General features: G+C 33.4%; 18 protein-coding genes and 1 pseudogene. 13 read left to right on the forward strand and 6 right to left on the reverse strand.

The window, feature by feature from the left end; translation table 11 throughout:
• Window positions 1-24 precede the first annotated feature (24 nt).
• Complete coding sequence (locus tag ACFS6I_RS07570) at window positions 25-1,917, reverse strand: serine hydrolase domain-containing protein (protein ID WP_380919318.1); 1,893 nt, start codon at window positions 1,915-1,917, stop codon at window positions 25-27.
• Window positions 1,918-2,706: 789 nt separating this feature from the next.
• Between ACFS6I_RS07570 and ACFS6I_RS07575 the strand changes: the two genes are divergently transcribed.
• The 5 genes from ACFS6I_RS07575 (at window position 2,707) to ACFS6I_RS07595 (ending at window position 6,587) form a co-directional block, all read left to right on the forward strand.
• Window positions 2,707-3,039: a DUF3592 domain-containing protein gene (locus tag ACFS6I_RS07575; RefSeq protein WP_380919320.1), complete on the forward strand. Its 333-nt coding sequence runs from the start codon at window positions 2,707-2,709 to the stop codon at window positions 3,037-3,039.
• Window positions 3,040-3,223: 184 nt separating this feature from the next.
• A complete protein-coding gene (locus ACFS6I_RS07580; protein ID WP_380919321.1) occupies window positions 3,224-3,508 on the forward strand; it encodes a DUF7710 domain-containing protein in 285 nt (94 codons plus the stop codon).
• 245 nt (window positions 3,509-3,753) lie between these two features.
• Complete coding sequence (locus ACFS6I_RS07585; RefSeq protein WP_380919322.1) at window positions 3,754-4,152, forward strand: hypothetical protein; 399 nt, start codon at window positions 3,754-3,756, stop codon at window positions 4,150-4,152.
• 476 nt (window positions 4,153-4,628) lie between these two features.
• A complete protein-coding gene (locus tag ACFS6I_RS07590) occupies window positions 4,629-5,828 on the forward strand; it encodes an alpha/beta hydrolase-fold protein (RefSeq protein ID WP_380919323.1) in 1,200 nt (399 codons plus the stop codon).
• Between the two features lie 210 nt (window positions 5,829-6,038).
• A complete protein-coding gene (locus ACFS6I_RS07595; protein WP_380919325.1) occupies window positions 6,039-6,587 on the forward strand; it encodes a hypothetical protein in 549 nt (182 codons plus the stop codon).
• An 11-nt stretch (window positions 6,588-6,598) separates the two neighbouring features.
• Here the strand turns inward: ACFS6I_RS07595 and ACFS6I_RS07600 are convergent, their stop codons facing one another.
• Entirely contained in the window at window positions 6,599-7,006 is a 408-nt protein-coding gene (locus ACFS6I_RS07600) for a hypothetical protein (protein WP_380919327.1), read from the reverse strand.
• Window positions 6,991-7,452, reverse strand: coding sequence for a DUF6843 domain-containing protein (locus ACFS6I_RS07605; protein WP_380919329.1), 462 nt, complete (start codon window positions 7,450-7,452; stop codon window positions 6,991-6,993). The genes ACFS6I_RS07600 and ACFS6I_RS07605 overlap by 16 nt, the downstream gene beginning before the upstream one ends.
• A 912-nt stretch (window positions 7,453-8,364) precedes the next feature.
• Between ACFS6I_RS07605 and ACFS6I_RS07610 the strand changes: the two genes are divergently transcribed.
• From ACFS6I_RS07610 to ACFS6I_RS07635, 6 genes and pseudogenes are all read left to right on the forward strand, one after another.
• On the forward strand, window positions 8,365-10,179 hold the full coding sequence (locus ACFS6I_RS07610) for a KAP family P-loop NTPase fold protein (RefSeq protein WP_380919331.1): 1,815 nt from the start codon (window positions 8,365-8,367) through the stop codon (window positions 10,177-10,179).
• A 3-nt stretch (window positions 10,180-10,182) separates the two neighbouring features.
• A complete protein-coding gene (gene qatB / locus ACFS6I_RS07615) occupies window positions 10,183-11,022 on the forward strand; it encodes a Qat anti-phage system associated protein QatB (RefSeq protein ID WP_380919333.1) in 840 nt (279 codons plus the stop codon).
• Window positions 10,992-12,317 carry a Qat anti-phage system QueC-like protein QatC gene (gene qatC, locus ACFS6I_RS07620; RefSeq protein WP_380919335.1) on the forward strand — a complete coding sequence of 442 codons (1,326 nt, stop codon included), beginning with the start codon at window positions 10,992-10,994 and terminating at the stop codon, window positions 12,315-12,317. The genes qatB and qatC overlap by 31 nt, the downstream gene beginning before the upstream one ends.
• A complete protein-coding gene (gene qatD / locus ACFS6I_RS07625) occupies window positions 12,310-13,038 on the forward strand; it encodes a Qat anti-phage system TatD family nuclease QatD (RefSeq protein ID WP_380919337.1) in 729 nt (242 codons plus the stop codon). Before qatC ends, qatD begins: the two co-directional genes overlap by 8 nt.
• A 98-nt stretch (window positions 13,039-13,136) precedes the next feature.
• The gene (locus ACFS6I_RS07630; RefSeq protein WP_380919339.1) at window positions 13,137-15,113 is read left to right on the forward strand and encodes a P-loop NTPase fold protein; all 1,977 of its coding nucleotides are present in this window, start codon (window positions 13,137-13,139) and stop codon (window positions 15,111-15,113) included.
• 77 nt (window positions 15,114-15,190) lie between these two features.
• Window positions 15,191-15,528, forward strand: a pseudogene (locus tag ACFS6I_RS07635) (transposase); the annotation flags it as partial.
• A gap of 68 nt (window positions 15,529-15,596) precedes the next feature.
• Here ACFS6I_RS07635 and ACFS6I_RS07640 read toward each other — a convergent pair.
• Entirely contained in the window at window positions 15,597-15,854 is a 258-nt protein-coding gene (locus tag ACFS6I_RS07640; protein WP_380919341.1) for a hypothetical protein, read from the reverse strand.
• A 320-nt stretch (window positions 15,855-16,174) separates the two neighbouring features.
• Here ACFS6I_RS07640 and ACFS6I_RS07645 point away from each other — a divergent pair, with 320 nt between their 5' ends.
• Window positions 16,175-16,735 (forward strand): DUF6932 family protein, encoded by a 561-nt coding sequence (locus ACFS6I_RS07645; protein WP_380919343.1) that lies wholly within the window; start codon window positions 16,175-16,177, stop codon window positions 16,733-16,735.
• On the forward strand, window positions 16,732-17,652 hold the full coding sequence (locus ACFS6I_RS07650) for a hypothetical protein (protein ID WP_380919345.1): 921 nt from the start codon (window positions 16,732-16,734) through the stop codon (window positions 17,650-17,652). Before ACFS6I_RS07645 ends, ACFS6I_RS07650 begins: the two co-directional genes overlap by 4 nt.
• A 133-nt stretch (window positions 17,653-17,785) precedes the next feature.
• On the opposite strand, the gene ACFS6I_RS07655 is transcribed toward ACFS6I_RS07650, so the two are convergent.
• Together ACFS6I_RS07655 and ACFS6I_RS07660 are read right to left on the reverse strand one after the other, a co-directional pair.
• The gene (locus ACFS6I_RS07655; protein ID WP_380919347.1) at window positions 17,786-19,108 is read right to left on the reverse strand and encodes a hypothetical protein; all 1,323 of its coding nucleotides are present in this window, start codon (window positions 19,106-19,108) and stop codon (window positions 17,786-17,788) included.
• Window positions 19,109-19,492: 384 nt separating this feature from the next.
• Entirely contained in the window at window positions 19,493-20,305 is an 813-nt protein-coding gene (locus tag ACFS6I_RS07660; protein WP_380919349.1) for a hypothetical protein, read from the reverse strand.

A 20,305-nucleotide genomic window follows, 5' to 3' on the forward strand; every position in this document is an offset into this window, starting at 1 on the left:
TGATATTTCCACCAAAATTAAAATCTACATACTCCAGATCGGGATCCCAATCCAGCCATGTATTGAAAATAGTACCGCCAGATACAACAGGAATATAGTGTTGAAAGCCAAGGTAAATTTTATCCATTTTCTATCGATCTGCGACCAGCGTTTATAAAGTAGGTATGCGCCGATCACAGCACTGACTCCGAAAAAAAGCATACCGGCAAAAATGGATAAACTTGTGCCATTTAGGGTCGTATAAAGTTCCTTATGGATCGCATCAGTCACCCCCAATATACGATAGGAGATTAGGAAAGAGACTATGCCCAGGGATGGCAATAGCACCAAGCATAGATCTATGAATTTTATTTTTTTTAAAAATGCTAATGGAATTCCGATTATCGTGTAGACTATGGACAGCAAAGCCGCGAGCAGGCCAAGGTAAATAGGGATCTTTTGCAATAAAATTGTTAAATAAGGAGCTTTACTATAAAACCTGTTACCATAACCTTGAAAGAACGAGTGTCCCTCATGATCATGGCCAATAACAAATGAGGGGATTATATCACCTTTCAAGTGAAAAAGACCATTCCCTATATGAAGCAAGGAGTCTACCTGTCCATTTCCTTTATCAATTATAAGCTTATCGTTATCAATGGCCAACAGGTTAATCCCTCCGAATATTCTTCTGTAGAACTCCCACCGCTCATTCTTAGGGTTCATAAATTGATAATATCCCAGCATAGGTCCAATCTTCGACTGATCTATTTTTACAGTGCGTATTTTGGGAATCTCCATATTTTTAGTTAAAAAATCTTCAATCAGTACAGATACAGGCCATAAATTTGTATTGCAATTGGCAGAAATGGTATATGCCAATCCGGCCTCTCTATTAAAAAATATCCAGGAGCTAAAACCTTCACCTTTACCATTATGCCCTCTAAAAGTTATTTTTTTATTATTCGGGAATAAATCATTGCCCAGGGCATATCCCGTCTGTAATCCGTGTTGGCTTGCCAAGGTGCTGTGTACTTTTTCCATTTCTAGAAAATCATGTTCACGAATTAGAACGTCAGCGTAACTCTTTTCAGGATCCAGGAGGAACCGCATAAATCTGGTCATATCCGATGCGTTCGACACCAGTGCACTAGAAGCACCATTGCTACTGGCCATATAAAGCGGAAGCAGTGTATACTTGCCATTCCTAAAATCATATCCCTTAGCGTAGTGCTGTAGACTTTCACCACTTAAATCAAAGATGGTACTATTCATTGCTAAAGGTTTAAGCAATGTCTGTTGGATATATGCATTCCATGGAATACCGGAAATTTTCTCAATGATGTACCCCAAAACATTATAGCCCGGATTAGAATAAGACATCCTTTCACCAGGCTTCCAGCGGGAAGTAAGCGAATTTTTTTGCTCCTGTATGGCATTGATTCCCATTAACGGTTTACCAGTCATATTGACCATCTTGTTTAGCATAATATCTTCAAAACCTGCTGTGTGTTCTAGAAGATGTACAAGTCTTACAGGGTGAGTCGACTCCCATTTGTTCGAGTATGGGATTTCGGGAGCAATGGTCTGCAGTCGATCGCTAAGTTTCAGCTTACCCTCAGCAATTAAATTCTGGATTCCCATTGCAACAAAAAATTTTGTCACAGATGCAAGATGAAACTGTGTTGCGCTATCAACTTTTATTTTTTGCTCTAAATCGGCATATCCCAATCCACCCGAAAATAAGGTGCTGTCGTTTTTGATAATAGCAATCATCAAACCCGGCATATGTTCCTGCTGGAGTACACCTGCTATTTTTTTGAGCAATTGATCCATTGCAGGGGCTGGCACATTATGATGCTGGAGTTGCGCATTTACCACTTTACATGATAATACCATAAAATGTAGGACTGAAAATAAAATTATAAGTTTATTCATCGGTATGTTTTTTCAGCAAATTACATCTGTTATTTACTGTTTTAGTCCGATTCTATCCAGACGAACTAATCAATGCACTTGATGTAACCCACTTGGAACGACGAAGAAAAGAATAGGTAAGTTCGTGCGAAAAAAAATCACTACTTTTTAGGAAGGCAGATGCATATTAAAGCATTCAGGTTCGATACTTATTCTCACGCTGTTCGCGAAGGCTTCGGGAAATGTCTACTATGCCTCTACTGTTTGTATACTGTTTGTCTACCTTGCCTCTACAGAAACAGTATAGGCAATGTATAGGCAGAGTAGACAAACAGTAGAGGCGTTCCGAAAAAGGGGCGAAGCAGTCCCGAATAAAGACCGAATGTTTCCCGCATTTCATCTCTTTGCGATTTCTAGTGTAATGAACAAAATAAGATTACATAGCATTACGCGCTATCGCTAAGTATATCATTATTTTGCTTTTCATTTTTTAATCTTTGATTTTCAGTTTATATTGTAGATGATTTCTAAAACATCCATATCGTTTTAAAGAAATCCTGACTAAATTATGAAAAGAAACATGTACCTACTTCTGTTGGTGTTACTATCATCGCGCATCTCCAATTACTACAGGACGTGAATGGTAGAGTAAAATCCTTAAATGAAATAACCGTTGGAAGCAAATCGGCAAGCTTTTATTTAGAAGTAAAAGCTAACCTTTAAAAAGTCGTAGAATCAACTAATCAGTATAAAGAAGCTATCACAAATTATTTTAACAATTGGTTTAAGATCATAATTAACAAAAATTAAATGGAGATCAATGTTGATTTTACCACTGTAGTCTTCGTTCTGTTTATCAGTACTGTAATAGTATATGTAATGGTTTCGAGGACACAGCAGAAACGTCGATTAGAAAAGAACGGACTAAGAACAGAAGGAATTATTGTCGATTTAGAATTTGATCGCTGGAGTAGAATCAGTGTTTATTACCCAGTAGTCAGATATCAAACTTTGGATAAGGAGAACATCAGGCGCAAATATTCTGTCGGAAATTACCCTGCAAGTTATGAAATAGGAGAAAAGGTAATTGTAATTTATAATAAAGATGATACCGACGACTTCATTTTAAAGAAAATTCACTAGAATATTTCGCTTTCCGGTTATAATTCTGAAAACAGTAATAATATAACATTATTTACTTTTGACATTTAAACAGATGCCAGCATAATTTAGGTATACAAGTTGGAGCAATGTTTGTCAACAGCTATAGTTTGGTAAAGATTTTAGCATATGAAGCTGTTGTTTAATTACAATAATCAATAAAAAAATGAATAATACGTTAAATACAATTTGGGTTTTTCATGGTGAAGGAGGAAGGTTTTCAAGTGGCGTTTTTACTTCAATTGAAAAGGCAGAAATATGGATAAATAGACATAAATTATCAGGAGTATTAACAGAATATCCAGTTGATGAAGGAGTGTACGACTGGGCATTATTTAATAGTTTTTTCGATGTGAAAAAAGAATCTCAAATGACGCCAAATTTTATCCAACAATTTACATGTACAAGTCAAGATCATTATCATTATGAAAATGGAATAAGAGATAATTAGTCTTCATTCAGTTTCGTTAGCGTAATTAGTAAATTCCCTTGTAAACTGTAAATAGTAAGCAAAAAGGAAACATTCCAATTATGAATTATAAGGGATACGTTTTACACTATAGTTCGTCTCTGGCGATCGGGGAAGTACTAGTAATTCCTTTATTTACTGCCGTCTTAAGTTGTCATTTAGTGGACAGTTAAGTGATCACTATGAACCTCATATACCAACTAACAGAGATATCAAAAATTGATTAAATGATGAGTTTTAGATTCAATATATTAGCAGATTTTTATTGGGAGAGTAAAATAGATAAGGTTTTAGATACTTTGTCAGAAACAGGGTACAGACGATTTTTTTCGGAACAGTATTATGGTTCTACTCTAAATGGTATAACAGTTTTATTGATTTGTCAAGATCCTAGTCTGAATCTAAAGCAAAGAATTAGACTGTCAAAAAAGGAGAAGACTATTTACATGGATATTATGCTTGATCTAAACCAATTTTTGAAAATTGAACAGAAGGAACGAGAGAAAATCGTAGTAGAAAAGCTGATTAATGAGGTTCCTGTTATAATTAAGAAATATAGATTGGAAGATTTTGACATCCTAAAGTTTGAATCAGATTTAAAGAAGTGGATGATAAAAATCTTATAAGTAGAAGTATCGTTTATGAGTGAAGTTTTTTAAGGTTTTATATCTTATTCAATTTTTGAAAAATAGTAAGTCTACCATTATTAGGGCGTTGGTTGGAGGTGCATCTAATTTTTCCTCTCCACTTCATCGATTTAATTAACTATGAGATGATGATTATTTATCAAGGCAAATCATTACCACCACACAGATATATGCGAAGATACCTAGCGAGAAGGAGGGAAAGGATATTCAAAAGGTATCGTATAAATTTAAACGTATGGAGCAGTCTTTTGTTTCGCACCTCTGAAAGCAATTAAGAAAAGCCAATGTTTAATCACATAGGTTTTTTGTATTTTAACGGTTTAGAAAATAATTATTAACATTTGCAAACAACTAGTAACGAATAACTTTCGCCAATCTGAGAGTTAGTGACAATTTTACAAAGACCTAAAACAATCTCGATAACAAATATTATAGTACAGAAAACTTTCAACAATATGTTTAACATCAGACTTATATCCGCAGTAATTTGTTTTTTAATTTTAAGCCTATGTAAATCTTTTGCACAATCAACAGACAATTTGATTGTAGCAGGACAACGATATACAACAAATTCAAAAATACTTAATGAAAATAGAAACTACTCTGTTTATTTACCATCTTCATATAAAAACAGCCCCGATAAAAAATACATAGTAGCCTACGTTTTAGATGGAGAAAGAAGTAAGTTTTTGGAAGTTTCAGGAATTGCCCAATCAATGCACTCTGCCATTAATCTTAAATTACAAATCCCTGAACTGATTATTGTTTCCATAGAAAATACTGATAGGACGAGAGATTTTACGCCTACAAATTCATTAAATTATTTAGACAGAGAAGATATTGCCGCATTTAAAAATAGCGGAAAGGCAAATGATTTTATGAATTTTATAGAAAAGGAATTAATGCCAGAGGTTAACAAGTCTTTCCGAACTGTTCCACAAAGTATGATTATTGGACATTCAATGGGCGGGTTATTTGCTTTACATTGTTTAATAGAAAATCCGAAGTTATTTAGTTATTATTTACTTATTGATCCCTCTTGGTTTTGGGACCACAATTATATTGGGAGAAGAGGGGAGGAAATATTAAAAAATCGAACAGACTTGAAGGCACGAGTATATATTGCAATAGCCAATAATATGCTTGATGACAAAAGACATTATGAATGGGGACAAAAATTTTATAATCTTTTGAGAGAAAATAAATCTCCTGATTTGAAAGTAGATTTAAAATACTTTGAAGATGAAAAACATCTAACTATTACAATACCAGCCACTTATTATGGACTTCGCTATATTTTTCAACCGTATGAAATTGATATAAATCAAGTAACAATTGATCCCAATTTATTAACTAATTACGGTTCGAAAATCTACAAAGAACTTTTTTGGGAAACTAAACCGGACGAAAAATTTGTAAATACAATTGGATATGTTGCTCTTTATGATAGGCAAATACCAGATATTGCTATTGCTATTTTTGAAATTAACACTAAAAATTATCCTAAATCATTGAATGTATGGGATAGTCTTGCCGAAGCATATATCGTCAATGGTTACATTAAAAAAGCAATAATGTGCTATCAAAAAATCTTGGAAATTTCCCCCAATGATAGTAATGCGAAAAAGAAATTGGAAGAGTTAAGCAAAAAGTAAAATTGACAAATAGAAAACAGTCACTAACTGGACCTACACGCAAGTGGAAGTGTAGAAGCGAACCTTTAAGAAATCGTAGAATCAACTAATCAGTTTAAAGAAGCTATCACAAATTATCTAAACAATTGGTTTAAGATCATAATTTACGAAAATTAAGTGGATATGCTGGTCAAAATGACCCCAGTACAGAATAAACAAAGTGAACTTACCATGATAAAATATTATAAAGCTGACGATAAAGAACAACTACTATACAAAGAAACTTGGTTTGACGAAAACAGAAAAGTAGCCATTGTTCACTATGGAAAAGTTGGTTATAAAGGAAAAGTAGAAGAGATACCGATTGAAACGAAAAATGCAAATGACGATTTTGTACATAAATTCTGTAAAGGCTGTGAAAGTAATGGCTATTATCAAATCGATGAAGACAATCATCATTGGGTTGTTGTTCAGTTTCCTTTAAAGAGTGAATTAGGAAATAAAAGAGATTTATGGCTTAAAGACAAGGTTCAAGAATATCTAAAAGACCATCTAGGCTGGCATGGAGTAGGCGATGTGGATGGTTTTGATATGGGTCAAAAGAAATTAAATATTTTTTGTAAGGTTGTAGACATTGAAAAAGCGGTTAGCAGTATCAAAACCTGTCTCAAAGATTATCGACTTGACCTTAATCAAGCACGAATTGCAACAAAAAAAGTAGGAGAGATAAATTATACGCTGAAGTTTTCACACAAAAAAGTAGATAATTTTGAACTATGAAAAAGTTAGCCTTACAATAGATTGATTCTGCTCTGCTTGTGAATGGATTTATTAAGGTCAAAAAGTTTATCAATAAGAATTTTATTTGTTACCCAAAGTAGTCCGCCAAGAATGTATACGCCAAGTTTCCAGTTCTCTCCATTGTAAATAATGGAGTCGTGAAAAGTCTTCTCAATAATTACTTGCTCAAATGTCCAGAGTATAAAGTTCAAAATAAAACTCAAAATCGTCCAGCCAAATTTGAAGTTTGTTGTCAAGTAGTAAAAGGTGATTTGCAAAGTAAATACCGTGATATACATAACTGTCAAAAAATGCCAACCAATGTTCGGAAGTACCGCAAGCGCCCCTTCAACTAATGGAATTGTCAAAAGTGCAAGTCCTACACCAATTAAATATTGTATGGTTATTTTTTCCTGCATTCGAATAATAAGCTGTCGATTAATTTGTCCGGAATACCTCCATAGTCTTGAACTCTAAAATTGTCCCAGGAAGTGACTGCCATCATATGAAACTCATAATTCTCATTCATTGCAGTGGATCCACTAGCTGTCCCAAGTAAAAATATACCGACCTTATTTCTTGGAGGCTCATTTTTGTTCTTTTCAAGTGTGTAGTCTTCGTTAAAGTCTTGCTGTATAAGTTCCGGTATTTTTCCTATTTTGTTCCAGTTGTTATCAACAAAATAATATTCTTGGTCTATAATACCAGTCTCAAATTTGTTTGTGAGTATCATAACTCCATTATCTGGAATTTTGTAAATCAATCTTCCGTCTACTTTTGGAACAGTCTGTCCACAAGGCTCATTATAAATTAGCGTGATTTGACCTCTAAAGTCTTTAGGAATAAGAAAGGTCTCTGGTGTCATATGCTTTGAGGCTAAAAAGACGAATGCAAGCACTCCAGGATACCAAAGTAGCAGTGGTAAAAAGGTCGTTAGTAATTTTGTCTTTAGCTTGATTTTAGAGAGCCATACTATCAAAAGTCCGATTATAAAAACTGGTCCTCCAAATATTATCCAATAAGGATTTAAGCAAGCAATCCAACTTAAAATAATCAGAATAAGTCCCGTTTTATAAACTCTCATTTTGTATTTGTCGTATTTGTAAAATTACAGATGGTTTGTGGCTTGGCGAAAATGGCAGACTGAATTTTAAATTTGTATCACTGTTAGCATAAGAAATTTAGTATTTGCTAATATACTACAAAAGGAAATAAAAAAGACTTTTATCAGCGGTGAATGTAATTGATTTTGAATTAATATAAAAGGTGTAATGATCATTTTGATTCCTGAAACGAATCGAAAGACAAAGGCGCAATTGCAATCGGCAGTATAAATTATGCAGGAAGCCGAATGTATTCCTCTTTTTCCTCCTTTACGGTTTCCCGTATACTAGGTAAAATAAGATTACTTATCATTGCGGGGCAATTGCAGATTACAAAACTATTTTGCTTTTAATTTTTTAATCCTTGATTTTCAGTTTATATTGTAGTTGATTTCTGAACGGTCATATTGTTTGAAAGAGATTCGGACTAAATTATGAAAAGAATCTTATACCTAATTCTGTTGGTGTTACTATCATCGTGCACCACCAATTACAACGTCATGTATATGGTGGAGAATGCACCTATTATGGCTAGTTCCAGTGATGGGAGTGTGGTGAGAACTGTTGTACCTCAAGGTACGCAGTTTTGTATTAACCACAATAATTCAGAATTCTTCTTTAAGAGTGTAATAATTCATGACATTAAAAAATTAATATTTAATTCTTAATCATATATGTGGAAAGATAGCGAAACAGAAATAGACCTATTAGAATTTGATTACTTGATCGATATTACCAAAAATATTATAGAGAACGATAATCTTTCGCCATGCACTATTGGTGTTTATGGAGACTGGGGAAGTGGTAAGTCTAGTCTAGTAGAAATGATATTAAAAGACTATAAAGGGAATGAGGATTTTCTTTGTTTAAAGTTTAATGGATGGCTTTTTGAGGATTACGAGGATGCTAAAAATGCATTGTTAGGTAATATTTTAGATAAGATTAAGGAAGAGAGGACTCTTGGTCCAAAAGCAAAGAGTCTTATCAAAAAACTTTTTAAAAATATAGATTACTTCGGTTTAGCAAGCAAAGGTCTCAAATATGGGGCTGATCTGCTACTAACCGGAGGAATAGGTACTATAGCAGATTTAACTCTTAATACTGTTTTAGGTAAAGCAAAAAAGGCAGGTACTGATGTTTCAGAGACTGAGTTGAAAAAGATTATGGAAAGCACTTTTCAAAAAGAAGAGATGCGAAAGAATCTTAGGACTTTTCATGCCGACTTTAAAGAACTTTTAAAAGAAACAAAGATAAAAAAGATGGTTGTTTTCATTGATGAGCTCGATCGGTGCAATCATGATACCATTCTTGAAACTCTTGAGGCTATTAGACTATTCGTTTTTGCTACTGGAACAGCTTTTATTATTGGAGCCGATGAACGCCAGGTAATGTATGCTGTAAGAAAGCGTTATCCAGAAGTTCAGGGAAACCAAATTGATATAGGAAAGGAATACCTTGAAAAAATGATACAGTATCCAATTAAAATCCCTCAATTGAGTACTGCTGAAGTAGAATACTATATTACGTGTCTTTTCTTTCAAGATGTCTTTCAGGATCAATATGATGCTATTATTGCATTTATCAAAACGGAAAAAGCAAAGAATTTTTTAGATTTTAAAATTACATATGATTTGATCAAAAGTAAGTTTCCTACTTTGGATGAGAACATTTTGAGAGAGACAATCTCACTTTCACTTCAGCTCTCTTCGGTTTTATCTAAAAGCTTAAATGGTAATCCACGTCATTGTAAGAGGTTTTTAAATTCTCTTTCTATGCGTCTTAAAATGGCAGAATTCAAAAACATCAAACTTGATAAACGTATTCTTGCTAAGCTAATGTTACTAGAATATTTTAAAGACCCAGTTTTCAAGCAGCTTGGGATAATGCAAGCTGAATCAAATGGCAACTTAGCAGAATTAGAAAAGATAGAAAATGATAAATGGGATGGTGTAGAAAAACTAAAGGTTTGGAAGGATGACCAATGGTTTAATAATTGGGTAAAAAATGATCCTAAACTTTCGAGTGTTGATATGCGGCCATACTTTTATTTTTCTAGAGAAAGCCTTCATTTATCTCATTCTAGGACATCTGTAGATCTAAGCCCAGAAGCTGATAAGATTTTAAAGGCTCTGTTATCTAAATCCGATACCAGCCGTAGGGAAGCGGTGCAGAAATACGCACAGGTTAATGAATTCGAATCGGCGGAGATTTTAAAAATGATATTTTCAGCATTAGAACAAAGTACAGAAATTGATAAGGAAATATTCGCATCTTTCATTGAATGGGGTGAAACTAGAGAATTACTTTATTCGTATGTAATGAGCCAACTTGATAGCCTTCCTGCCGATAAGATTAAGGTCTCCTTCATACCTAGGCTTGGTCAATTCGCCAAGAAAACAAACAAGGTAATTGAGATGACAAGTTTAGCAAATACTTGGAAGGAAAAAAACACTAAAATATCTGAGCTTTTAATTAACGAACTAAAATAACTTATGGGAACTTCAAGTATGTATGGTGGGCCAGGTGGTGGGGCACCACGTGAAAATCCATTGTTGCCACCAGATTTTGATCCGAATTCACCTGAACAGCCTGATTTTAATCCAGATCAGGATCAAGAAGATCAAAATGACAATGATGGGAATGAAGAGGCTGGAAACCCGGATCAAGAATCAGAAATACAGACTACTTGGCAGTCAGCAAAAACATTAATGTCAAAGCTTTCTTCAGGCAACGCAGGGTCTGTAACTTCTGTCGTCTCGACCTATGTAAAAGCTCATGGGGGAGGTAAAAGCGCTTCTAGATCAATTCCTTCAGGTGTACGGGCCGCTGTAAGATTAGGTAATTTTGTAAGCAGTGTTGCTTCATCAAGTTTTCGAGAGGTCATTGAAAGCTATAAGATTGATTACCAAGGTAAGTCGGCTACAGAGATATTGACTCAGCTAATCGACGTTCTTGCTCCAGCTCCCATTACACGTGAAGACTCCGTAGCTAGAAAAGCACTCATTATTACGATGGAACAGGTTTACGAAATGGTTGAAAGAAGTGAGATGGATATAATGGAGATGGATGCTAATGGGCTAAATTTCATTGTTCCATGTTATGTTAAGGCATTCATTTATGAAAGGTTGCTAAATGATCTAGGTAGTCGAATAGAATCATCGAATATTACAACTGATCGCGCTATTGAATTAGAAACTGAACTTCGAGATTATATCGATTCGAAAGTTGATGTGGTATTCAAAGGACGAGATTTTTCTGGAAGCACTTTCACAACGGACCTAGTTGAAAGTATATTTAATCAATGTTACACAGCAATGGAAATAATGATATGAGACACATCGTTTTTAAGATAGATGAAAAAGATACGTTTGAATTTAATGAAGCGGATTACGTGGTGGATCTAACTAGTAAAGATGATTACCATCATACCTTTTACAATACTCTTCGTCCATTATACCGTATGGCCAATTTTTTCCAAGATGAGGCCCTTGATCTGTTCTACATTTCTTTAATGGTTTATTATGCTGATAGAAAAGTTCTCAGAAAGGAATTTTCAGATAATTGGACAAGAGAGTTTACGTTGTATATACCTGTAGTAGCTCTTGATAAATGGGAAAAGAATAAAACACACTTGGAGCAGATGATTTCATACTTAAGTGGAGATATCTGGCATATAAACTTTCGAAAACGCGAACTTAATATTAAAGAGAAAAAGATATCAGATACTATTAGTAATCGTTATACCGATCGAAAATTTGACCCAGATAAATTCTGTATGCTTTCTGGAGGTCTTGATTCCTTTATTGGGGCCGCAGATTTATTACTGGAAACGAAAAATATAGCATTTATTGGTCATTATGGAGGAGGTAAGGGTGTGAAGCCATTTCAAGATGCTGTAAATGAGATTTTAAAAGAAAGATTTGATTTAAATGATCACCAATTTTTCAATTTCAATGCAACACCTGTTAAAGGTGTGGAAGATTCTACCCGTACAAGATCATTAATGTTCTTTGCCCATGCTATTATTTTAGCTTCATGTAACCAAAGGGAAGTTGAATTATATATCCCAGAGAATGGCTTAATCTCGCTCAATATCCCCTTGACTAATTCAAGACTAGGAAGTAGTAGCACACGTACAACCCATCCCTACTATATGAACATGCTACAGGAGCTTTTAAATAATCTTGGTCTAAAAATTAAATTATGTAATCCATATCAATTTAAGACCAAAGGTGAGATGATGAAACTAAGTCCTAACAAAGATTTTATATCAGAGAACTATCATCTTACGATGTCATGTTCCCATCCTGATCAAGGACGGTATCAAAAACTTACTAAACCTTCACACTGTGGCACTTGTTTACCTTGTACGATTAGAAGAGCCTCAATAAATATGGCATTTGGAGGTGACAATACTGATTATAGGGATATTCAGTATAAGGAGCCAAAAGCTATTATAGAATTGCGCTCTTTTAGAATAGGTATGTTAGACTATGAAAATAAGAAGATGAATAGATTCACTATTCAGTTTGCTGGTCAGATAAATGATAATTTGGATGAATATATATCTTTATACGAACGAGGCATGAAAGAGCTAGGAGATTTTCTAAATTTGCAAAATGAATGAGTTTCTTTTTGATACACATGCGCACTTGGATCTACTACCTAATTTTGAGGAAACAGTTTCTAAGATTGAGCAGAGGAAGATTTATACTATTGCGGTAACTAATCTTCCTTCGCTCTACAGGAGGTTGAATAGTAGGGTGAATTCGAAGTATATCAAGCCAGCACTTGGGTTTCATCCCGAATTGATTGAGCAATTTGCTAAACATATTCCTGAGATGTGGGATAGTCTTCCACAAGCTAAATATATAGGAGAAGTCGGTATAGATTTAAAAAATGCTAAAAAGTCAGAGGATTTACAAATTTCTTTTTTCACAGAGCTTATTAATAGGTGTGATAAATTAGGAGGAAAAATTATTACAGTACATTCCAGAGGAGCTGCTCAACAAGTAGTTGATATCATTGGTAGCAACTTTCATGGAAAATTTATTTTGCATTGGTATTCAGGTGGTATAAAGGTATTAGAACAAGCCGTTTCAAATGGAGCATATTTTTCTATAAATTACGCTATGACTCTTTCTTCTTCAGGGCAAAGAATTATTCAATCTGTTCCAAAAGATCGGTTGTTGTTGGAGTCAGACGCCCCGTTTGTCAATGTTAATGGAAAATGCTATGATTCGTTATGTGTTGATCAAACCGTAGCAAAAATAGCAGAACTTAAAAATATCACTTATTCCGAGCTTTTGTCTCAATTGAATAAAAACTTTAAAGTTTTGTTGGGTTAGATAAACATGATATTAAAAAAATAGATCACGAAATGAGATGGTGTAATTTATTCCGAAATTCAACAAGTAGTATGACATTACCAGTAATAAGTGAGAAAATGAAACATATTTATGAAGCAGTACATAACCATGTGACAATGAAAACAAACGGGGCTTTGTTGGTCAATGGGAAATGGGGAAGCGGCAAAACTCACTATTTTAAGAACATCCTATTTCCCAAGCTTGAGGTTGAAACTAATACTCAGGCGATAATTGTATCTCTTTACGGAGCTACAGATAAAAACAGCATAGCAAACAAAGTCCTATTTGCGTACTTAGATAATAGGGCTGGAAATGGAAAGTTGATTTCATCCGCTACCATAGCTAAAAGTATTAAAAACATTACCGAGGCAGTGCCATTTTTAAATAAATACGCAGATCTCTCGAAGCTTTTTAGAACAACAGGTGAGGACTTGTTTAGATTTTTACCGAGCAAAAATCTTTTGATCTGTTTCGATGACTTAGAGCGGATGAGTGATAAAATAAGTGCCGATGATTTCATGGGACTTGTTAATGAATTAGTAGAGAATAGAGGATATAAAGTAGTAATCATTGCAAATCAGAAAAAAATTGCGGAGGGTATTAAATTCAAAGAGAAGACGATTGAAAAAACGATTGAATTTAAAAACGACTTGTCCAACATTTTTGATAGTATCATTGCTGAATATGAAAATGCGGCCTTTGTTCAATACATGAATAGCAATAAATTATTCTTTTTGCAATCTCTCAATTCAAAACATTCTGTCAAATCTAAGCAGGATCGTTTAGGGACATCTTTTGAAAATATAAGGACCATCAAATTCGCTGTTGAACACTTTCTAAAAGCATTTGAAATTATTCATAAGAATAATGATATCTCTTTGGAATTACATAATAGACAGCTAAAAGGCCTATGGCTATTTACCCTAGCAATTTCTGTAGAATTTAAGGAGTTGGATAACATTTCATTTGAGAATAAAAAACATTTAGATGAACCAACTCCATCGTTATCAGATATTGATTTTGATGATGTGATTTGGGATAAGGATCAAAATACCGAGCAGCATGAACTAGAAAAAGAAGATGAATGGGCATTTAGGGAGGATTTTATAAAAGATTACTTTGTACGTATTGACGAAAGTTATCGGTACTTTGGGCAGTTATATAATCTGATCACTGCGGGTATTACCATTGATCAGGTAGCTTTTTTAGCTGAAGTTGAAGAAAAATATCACATTCAAAATGGTGCAGTGAAACCTGCTTACGAGCATCTTGCAAAATTCTTACAATTAGGTTATTGGAATTTTACCGATGAAGAATTTCTTCAAGCTTTGACTGATCTTTTAGTATATGCAGAAACTGGTCAATTTGATGATCTAATTTCATATATTAATGCCTCATTCTATCTTTTACCTTTCCATTCACAATTAAATTTGTCTAAAGATGAAGTTCTAGAAAAAGTAAAGAATGGAGTTGATATATTTATGGTTGGGGTAGTTCCATCAATTCTAACCGAGACACAATTTGAATTTGCAACCGAATCGATTGAGATCGAGCAAATGAAACAATTGAGAGATTACATTAAAGAAAAATTAAAAACAAAAAGTATACAAAATAATACAGATGAAAAAGATCGGCTTGAACTGCTTTTCCAAAATGACCTCTCATCCTTTGTAAAGGAGATTTTTCCAAAAGACCTACATCTTCGATCCCCCGATGCACCGCTATTTGACCAATTTGATGTAAATATTATTGAAACGTCGGTAAATCAATGGAAACCAGCATCAATTGTGGATTTGGCAAGGTTATTCGAAGTCAGATATTTGGAAGCTGGATTTGCTGACAGACTGACCGAAGAAATTCCATTTCTGATGGATTTGAAAAATTATTTAGAAAATAACCCAAATGTGGATAAAGTTCTGTCTAATAGATTAATTTTCGATCAGTTACTTCCGAAATTATCTAAGTCTATTAAAAAGTTGGAAGATTACTTACCTGGTCCACTTGATGATTACGTTATACCAGCAGAACAGTCATTAGAAGAAAATGAGGAATAGGAGCCAGTATCGAATGCTAGCTTAAAAAGTAGTAATCGGAGATCTAAACCTGTTAACGAAACATAGACTAAAAGACCCTACTTTTCTTCGAGGAGAAACGGGGAAGAAATATCCAGTTGCAGCTAAATCCTGGATGGATAGTTGGACGAACTTATCTACTTTTTTTGAGTATGATGAGCAGGTTCGCAAGACTATTTATACCACTAATCCTATTGAAGGAATGCACCGTCAGATCCGTAAAATCACGAAGTCTAAAGGTGCATTCAGTTATGAGCAGGCTCTTATGAAGTTGATGTTCTTGATAATAAAGGATATCTATAAAAAGTGGACGATGCCAATGTATAATTGGGGCTTGACCATATCCCAACTTTATATTAAATTTATAGAAAAGCTCAAACTTGATAGAGGCTTTTAGGATTAGGTTAATTATCCAATGACACAGTTCGAGTTACACTCCCTCTGTTTATATTTAATACTTGGGAATTATTTACTTGGCAGCAGTTTTTTTAATTCAGTTGGTAAATCCTTATACTCACTTGAGTACTCATACTTAAGCGGATCTTCTATAAAGTTAAAATTAGGAATCCCTGAAGTAAACCCTATGACTCTTATGTACTTGCCTAGAATTTGAAATGCTGTTTTGCCTTTATTTTCAATATCAAAAATTTCAAATTTTTTACGATTCAACCTAATAATCTGTATTAGTCTCTTTAGTTCTTTATTAAATTTATTTTCTATCATGTTGTTAATGTAATTAATATAAATCTAATATAATGATGTTTTTTGTAAATTAATAACAGCCTGTAACTGGTAATTACCATTGTTGCCAAAAGTTCTGCACATATATTACGAATAGTTCTGACATGGTATTTACCAGTTACACAGCCTTATGTATTCCTATTTGTAGAGGGGATATGATATAGCAACGGTAGAAGTGTTAGCCGGAAAATTTTTATAGAGAATTCATTTGAGGGGAAGTGGAGAATTTTGTTTTCTTTAAAAAATCAAATTCTTTCTATATTTTTCTTTTCATTATATTTGATTAATTATTAATCTTAAATATGCCAATACCTGATTTTGATCATAATAATGTTCTCCCTCCTCATTTGGGAAATCCAACTGTAAGGGCGGATTTGTCACCTTATTGTGCTACTACTTTAGAACTGGTTCAAAAGTACTCAACATCTAATGCACGGATACAAATATTGCGTAACTTTATATCCTTTCGAGAGCGAATGACAACTTATAATATAGTCAATGGCTTTCAATGGTTAGATGGAAGTTTCTTGCAAAATATAGAGCAGAGCGATGGTCGTCCTCCAAATGATTTAGATTTAGTGACATTTTATAAAGATTTGAGCATTAGTGACCAAAAAGAGATTTTAGAAGGGTTTCGAGATTTTATTTCACCTGACTTGAGCAAAAGTAATTATATGTTGGATCATTATGGTGTAGACTACGCATATAGTCCTGATGTTACAGTGGAACAAACAAGATATTGGTTACAATTGTTTAGCCATAGAAGAGTTGATATGGTTTGGAAGGGGATGGTTAGAATAGAGCTTAATACAGTCGATATCGATACAGAAGCTTTAGAATATTTGAATAGCCTTGAATCATGAGCAAATATATTGAGAAGCAAAATATAATGTCGCAAATCGTAGAGTTAGAGCGATTAATTGACTTAGTTAATGGCCACCCTTTAATGATTGTCGGTCTTGAAGAAAAGTTGATCGACTTAAGAAAGAGGTTAGAAGCCTTTGACGTAAATGTTTTGGAGCCAAAAATAGCCATGTTATTTAGTGGAAATGCTGTCCTTGGTAGCCAAGGAATAAAATCTCTTTTTGTATCCAATATAATCAAACCTATTCAGGAAATGATAAAAGCTCAAACTGCTGAGATTAAGTTTAAAAAAGTAGGGAAGAGAGGGAAGACAAAAGGTTCAAGAGAGAGTAATATGTTTTTGACTGCTTTACCAGTAGGATCATTTGGGATTGAGTTGGTTCAACTAGATACTCCTGAGTTATTTTCCGAATTAGATGTCAGTAGCGCTATAGAGCAGGTCTCTGAAATAATAAAAGGTGCAACAGACAGTGATGAAAGTTTCGCTAATATTGTTGAGCAAACTCCAACAAGGACGCTTAATAATCTTAAAATATTTTTACGAGAAGTAGCGAATGAAAACTCAATTATAAAAATTCATATTAATGCAGATGAAATCTATATTGATGAAGATCATGTTAAGTTAGGATATCTTCGAGTAAAAGAAGCAGATGAATCAGAAGTATTATTAACTCTAAACGGGATATTAAGAGGGTTGCTATTGGAAGCGAATAAGTTTGAATTTCTAGATGTTGATGGTCATAAATATAGTGGGAAGATATCTGAAGAGTTGGATACTGATGATTTAGCGAACTTCGGCAAAGATTACCTAAATGAATCTTGTCGTGTTACAATTTCTGAAATTACTATAAAATTGAAAGGTTCAACTGCAAAACATTCATATACTTTAGTAGGGATAGATCAAGTTGACCAATGAGAGAGTCCCGGAACAAATGCCATTTGAAATGTTTCGTTTAATCTCCAAATGAGTCTTTTTAAATAATATTAATTGACTTCTTCTTTCATCATATTTACCTTTTCTTCAAATTATTAGTGCTAATCTTTTTGATTTAATACTCGTTTATATACGTTTGGAGTTTCATTTTCCAGTGTTCAAAGCTTTGATGTTTTATAAAACCAATGCAATCAATGTCTAAAAGATTATCAGAATTTTTCTGTCTTAGAGATAGTCGCTTAGATCTTTTGTTGGAAGATATGTAATCAAAAATTGTTTGGATGGTATCGATATAATCTTGTTTATTACTTAAAAAGACATAGGTAGCCCGACCTTGAACAGAGCTTTCCCATACAATAAGTAAGCAGCTTTTACTTTTGGATGCAATGGAGTACAAATATGTATCTTCCGAAATACCTTGCTTTCCAGTGTTTATGATTTCTACTACTGGTGCTATTTTATATTCAGTCAATTGAAGATCATTTAGATGGTCAAAATACCCCTCAATAGAATCAAGACTAGCCACACGTTTGATTGCAGCATTAGTTATGTTTTCTAGTTTCTTGATCAGTTTCTGAGCAGATGTAGGTTCAGATGTATTACTGTTATCAAAATAGTACTTTATTATGTTTAAGTATTCTATACCTTCATTAAGTTGATCAATATTTTTGACTTGTTTTATTTTATTTCCTTGCAGCACTACTTCAATTGGAGCTAATTTGAGCTTTTTAAAATATCTTTTGAGTAAAAAAAGAGACTTTCTAGATTCTTTAATATAAAAGGGCATGCTTACATGATTTCCATTTTTGATTCTAATCGCATAGTCATCAAAAAGGATGTCCTGAAAGTTTACAAAAACAATTTTAGTAATCTCATTGTCCGCCGCAATGTTAACATTGTTAACATATGTCAAGACCGGTGGCGTAGAGGGTTTAGAAAAAATAACATTAGGTTCTCTAATAATTGAAACTCTCGCTTTTTTCTGTTTTTTTTGACTTTTGACGGTCGTTGTTACTTTTCTTTTATTGAGGGGCTTTTGAGTATCTTTTTTTGCTTTCTTCGAATTAGCCGCTAGGTATTTATCAAGAATTTTTGATATGTTATCTACATTTAATTCGTAATGTATCGGTCTAAGGTTTTTACTTAGGAATAAGTACATTCCTGGTGTAATCCTAGCCTCCTCATTATTAATGTTTAAATGATAATTTCCTAGGTACAAAATATCCGCAAGTTTTTCTTTTGTAATATTAAATTCGCGACAAACAAAACCTACTTTAGAAAAAAGTCTTTTTTCTAAGACCTCAACTGCTAGTTGGACATCTTTACGTCCATGAGACTTATTTTTAATAGTCTTTTCTTTATTTTCATTTTTAAAGGAGCTTTTGTCTGTTGTAGGGAATAGCTCCTTAATTTCCTGAAGTTTGTCTTTCCAGTTCATAATTTGGCTTATTTTATTTATGATTACAGTGGTTTGTCTAAGTCTTTAAAATCTTAAACGAGTAAAAATAGCAGTGTTTAATTGTAGTAAAGTTGTTGTTGGTAAATAATTTATATTTAATTCGTTATCAGGTTAAATATAAGTGTTTTAAGTTAGGTTTTGTAGCTAACCGACAGTGAATGATTTAAGTATTTAGTTGCAGATCCAGCTTTTTGCCTTTTATGCTATTAAACCAGATTTTATCCTAGTAAAAGTTGTTTTTTTTCATACAAAATTATACTCTTTTGGGATCCTTTTCATCTGTAAGAAATGGTTACCAAATGGCTACTACGCAATGATATCGTAAAAAAATTGGATTGGCAGGATTTACTGATATATACAACATCATTTAGGATAAAGAACATTAGGTCTGATTATTCGATAATCATTTTCGATTTTCTTGATCCAATCTAATTTTTCATAAACAATTTGCAACGTAAAGAATTTATTGAGTATTTCGTCTTTCATTTCATCCTTAATAATACGCTCTCTTTCTGTACACGATAAAGAAGCAAAGTTTGGGTCTATGTCGCTTTTTTGCTTTGCATAATGATTAGTAAAGAAAACTATAATATTATCAAATATATTTTTATCATGAGTGCAAACTTTTATTGTATACAGTTTATGGTACAACCTTTTAATTATTTCGCTGTAGTTTTTAAAGACAATGTTCAGCAAGAAGCTTTTATCTTCCCACGATAACTCTGGTTTTTCAACTATCCAAATATATAATTCAAGCTCACTCGCATAATAATCTAAGAATCTTCTTGATCCATGGAGATTATAAAATAAACTTTCCTGAGATCCGTCTAATTTACTTTGAATATTTGCATATACGTCAAGCTTCTCTGAATAATTTTGTCGAGTAAATTCCAGCTGTCGATAGATATTATCCAATGCTCTGTCAAGCTCTACATTCTTATTGTTTTCATTAATCTGCTTTAGAGAGCTTTGATATGTAGCATATACAAATATTACGGTGATGATACTAAATGCGAGAGAGAGTAAGGCAATGACTGCATTAATGCTATTATAGCCTTTGTCGTCATCGATACCGCTGTTTTTCCAAAAGCTATAGATGACAAATCCGATTATACATGATAAAACTAATATTGACAGTATGATACTCGTATATACTAAAGTGGTCTTATTTTTCAT

This window comes from Sphingobacterium anhuiense, from assembly GCF_042686355.1.
Taxonomy (GTDB): domain Bacteria; phylum Bacteroidota; class Bacteroidia; order Sphingobacteriales; family Sphingobacteriaceae; genus Sphingobacterium; species Sphingobacterium anhuiense.

Bases quoted from the DNA above. Each gene is read 5' to 3' on its own strand.
- ACFS6I_RS07570 (WP_380919318.1), bottom strand. From the start codon at position 1,917: ATGAATAAACTTATAATTTTATTTTCAGTCCTACATTTTATGGTATTA.
- ACFS6I_RS07575 (WP_380919320.1), top strand. From the start codon at position 2,707: ATGGAGATCAATGTTGATTTTACCACTGTAGTCTTCGTTCTGTTTATC.
- ACFS6I_RS07580 (WP_380919321.1), top strand. From the start codon at position 3,224: ATGAATAATACGTTAAATACAATTTGGGTTTTTCATGGTGAAGGAGGA.
- ACFS6I_RS07585 (WP_380919322.1), top strand. From the start codon at position 3,754: ATGATGAGTTTTAGATTCAATATATTAGCAGATTTTTATTGGGAGAGT.
- ACFS6I_RS07590 (WP_380919323.1), top strand. From the start codon at position 4,629: ATGTTTAACATCAGACTTATATCCGCAGTAATTTGTTTTTTAATTTTA.
- ACFS6I_RS07595 (WP_380919325.1), top strand. From the start codon at position 6,039: ATGATAAAATATTATAAAGCTGACGATAAAGAACAACTACTATACAAA.
- ACFS6I_RS07600 (WP_380919327.1), bottom strand. From the start codon at position 7,006: ATGCAGGAAAAAATAACCATACAATATTTAATTGGTGTAGGACTTGCA.
- ACFS6I_RS07605 (WP_380919329.1), bottom strand. From the start codon at position 7,452: ATGACACCAGAGACCTTTCTTATTCCTAAAGACTTTAGAGGTCAAATC.
- ACFS6I_RS07610 (WP_380919331.1), top strand. From the start codon at position 8,365: ATGTGGAAAGATAGCGAAACAGAAATAGACCTATTAGAATTTGATTAC.
- qatB (WP_380919333.1), top strand. From the start codon at position 10,183: ATGGGAACTTCAAGTATGTATGGTGGGCCAGGTGGTGGGGCACCACGT.
- qatC (WP_380919335.1), top strand. From the start codon at position 10,992: ATGTTACACAGCAATGGAAATAATGATATGAGACACATCGTTTTTAAG.
- qatD (WP_380919337.1), top strand. From the start codon at position 12,310: ATGAATGAGTTTCTTTTTGATACACATGCGCACTTGGATCTACTACCT.
- ACFS6I_RS07630 (WP_380919339.1), top strand. From the start codon at position 13,137: ATGAAACATATTTATGAAGCAGTACATAACCATGTGACAATGAAAACA.
- ACFS6I_RS07640 (WP_380919341.1), bottom strand. From the start codon at position 15,854: ATGATAGAAAATAAATTTAATAAAGAACTAAAGAGACTAATACAGATT.
- ACFS6I_RS07645 (WP_380919343.1), top strand. From the start codon at position 16,175: ATGCCAATACCTGATTTTGATCATAATAATGTTCTCCCTCCTCATTTG.
- ACFS6I_RS07650 (WP_380919345.1), top strand. From the start codon at position 16,732: ATGAGCAAATATATTGAGAAGCAAAATATAATGTCGCAAATCGTAGAG.
- ACFS6I_RS07655 (WP_380919347.1), bottom strand. From the start codon at position 19,108: ATGAACTGGAAAGACAAACTTCAGGAAATTAAGGAGCTATTCCCTACA.
- ACFS6I_RS07660 (WP_380919349.1), bottom strand. From the start codon at position 20,305: ATGAAAAATAAGACCACTTTAGTATATACGAGTATCATACTGTCAATA.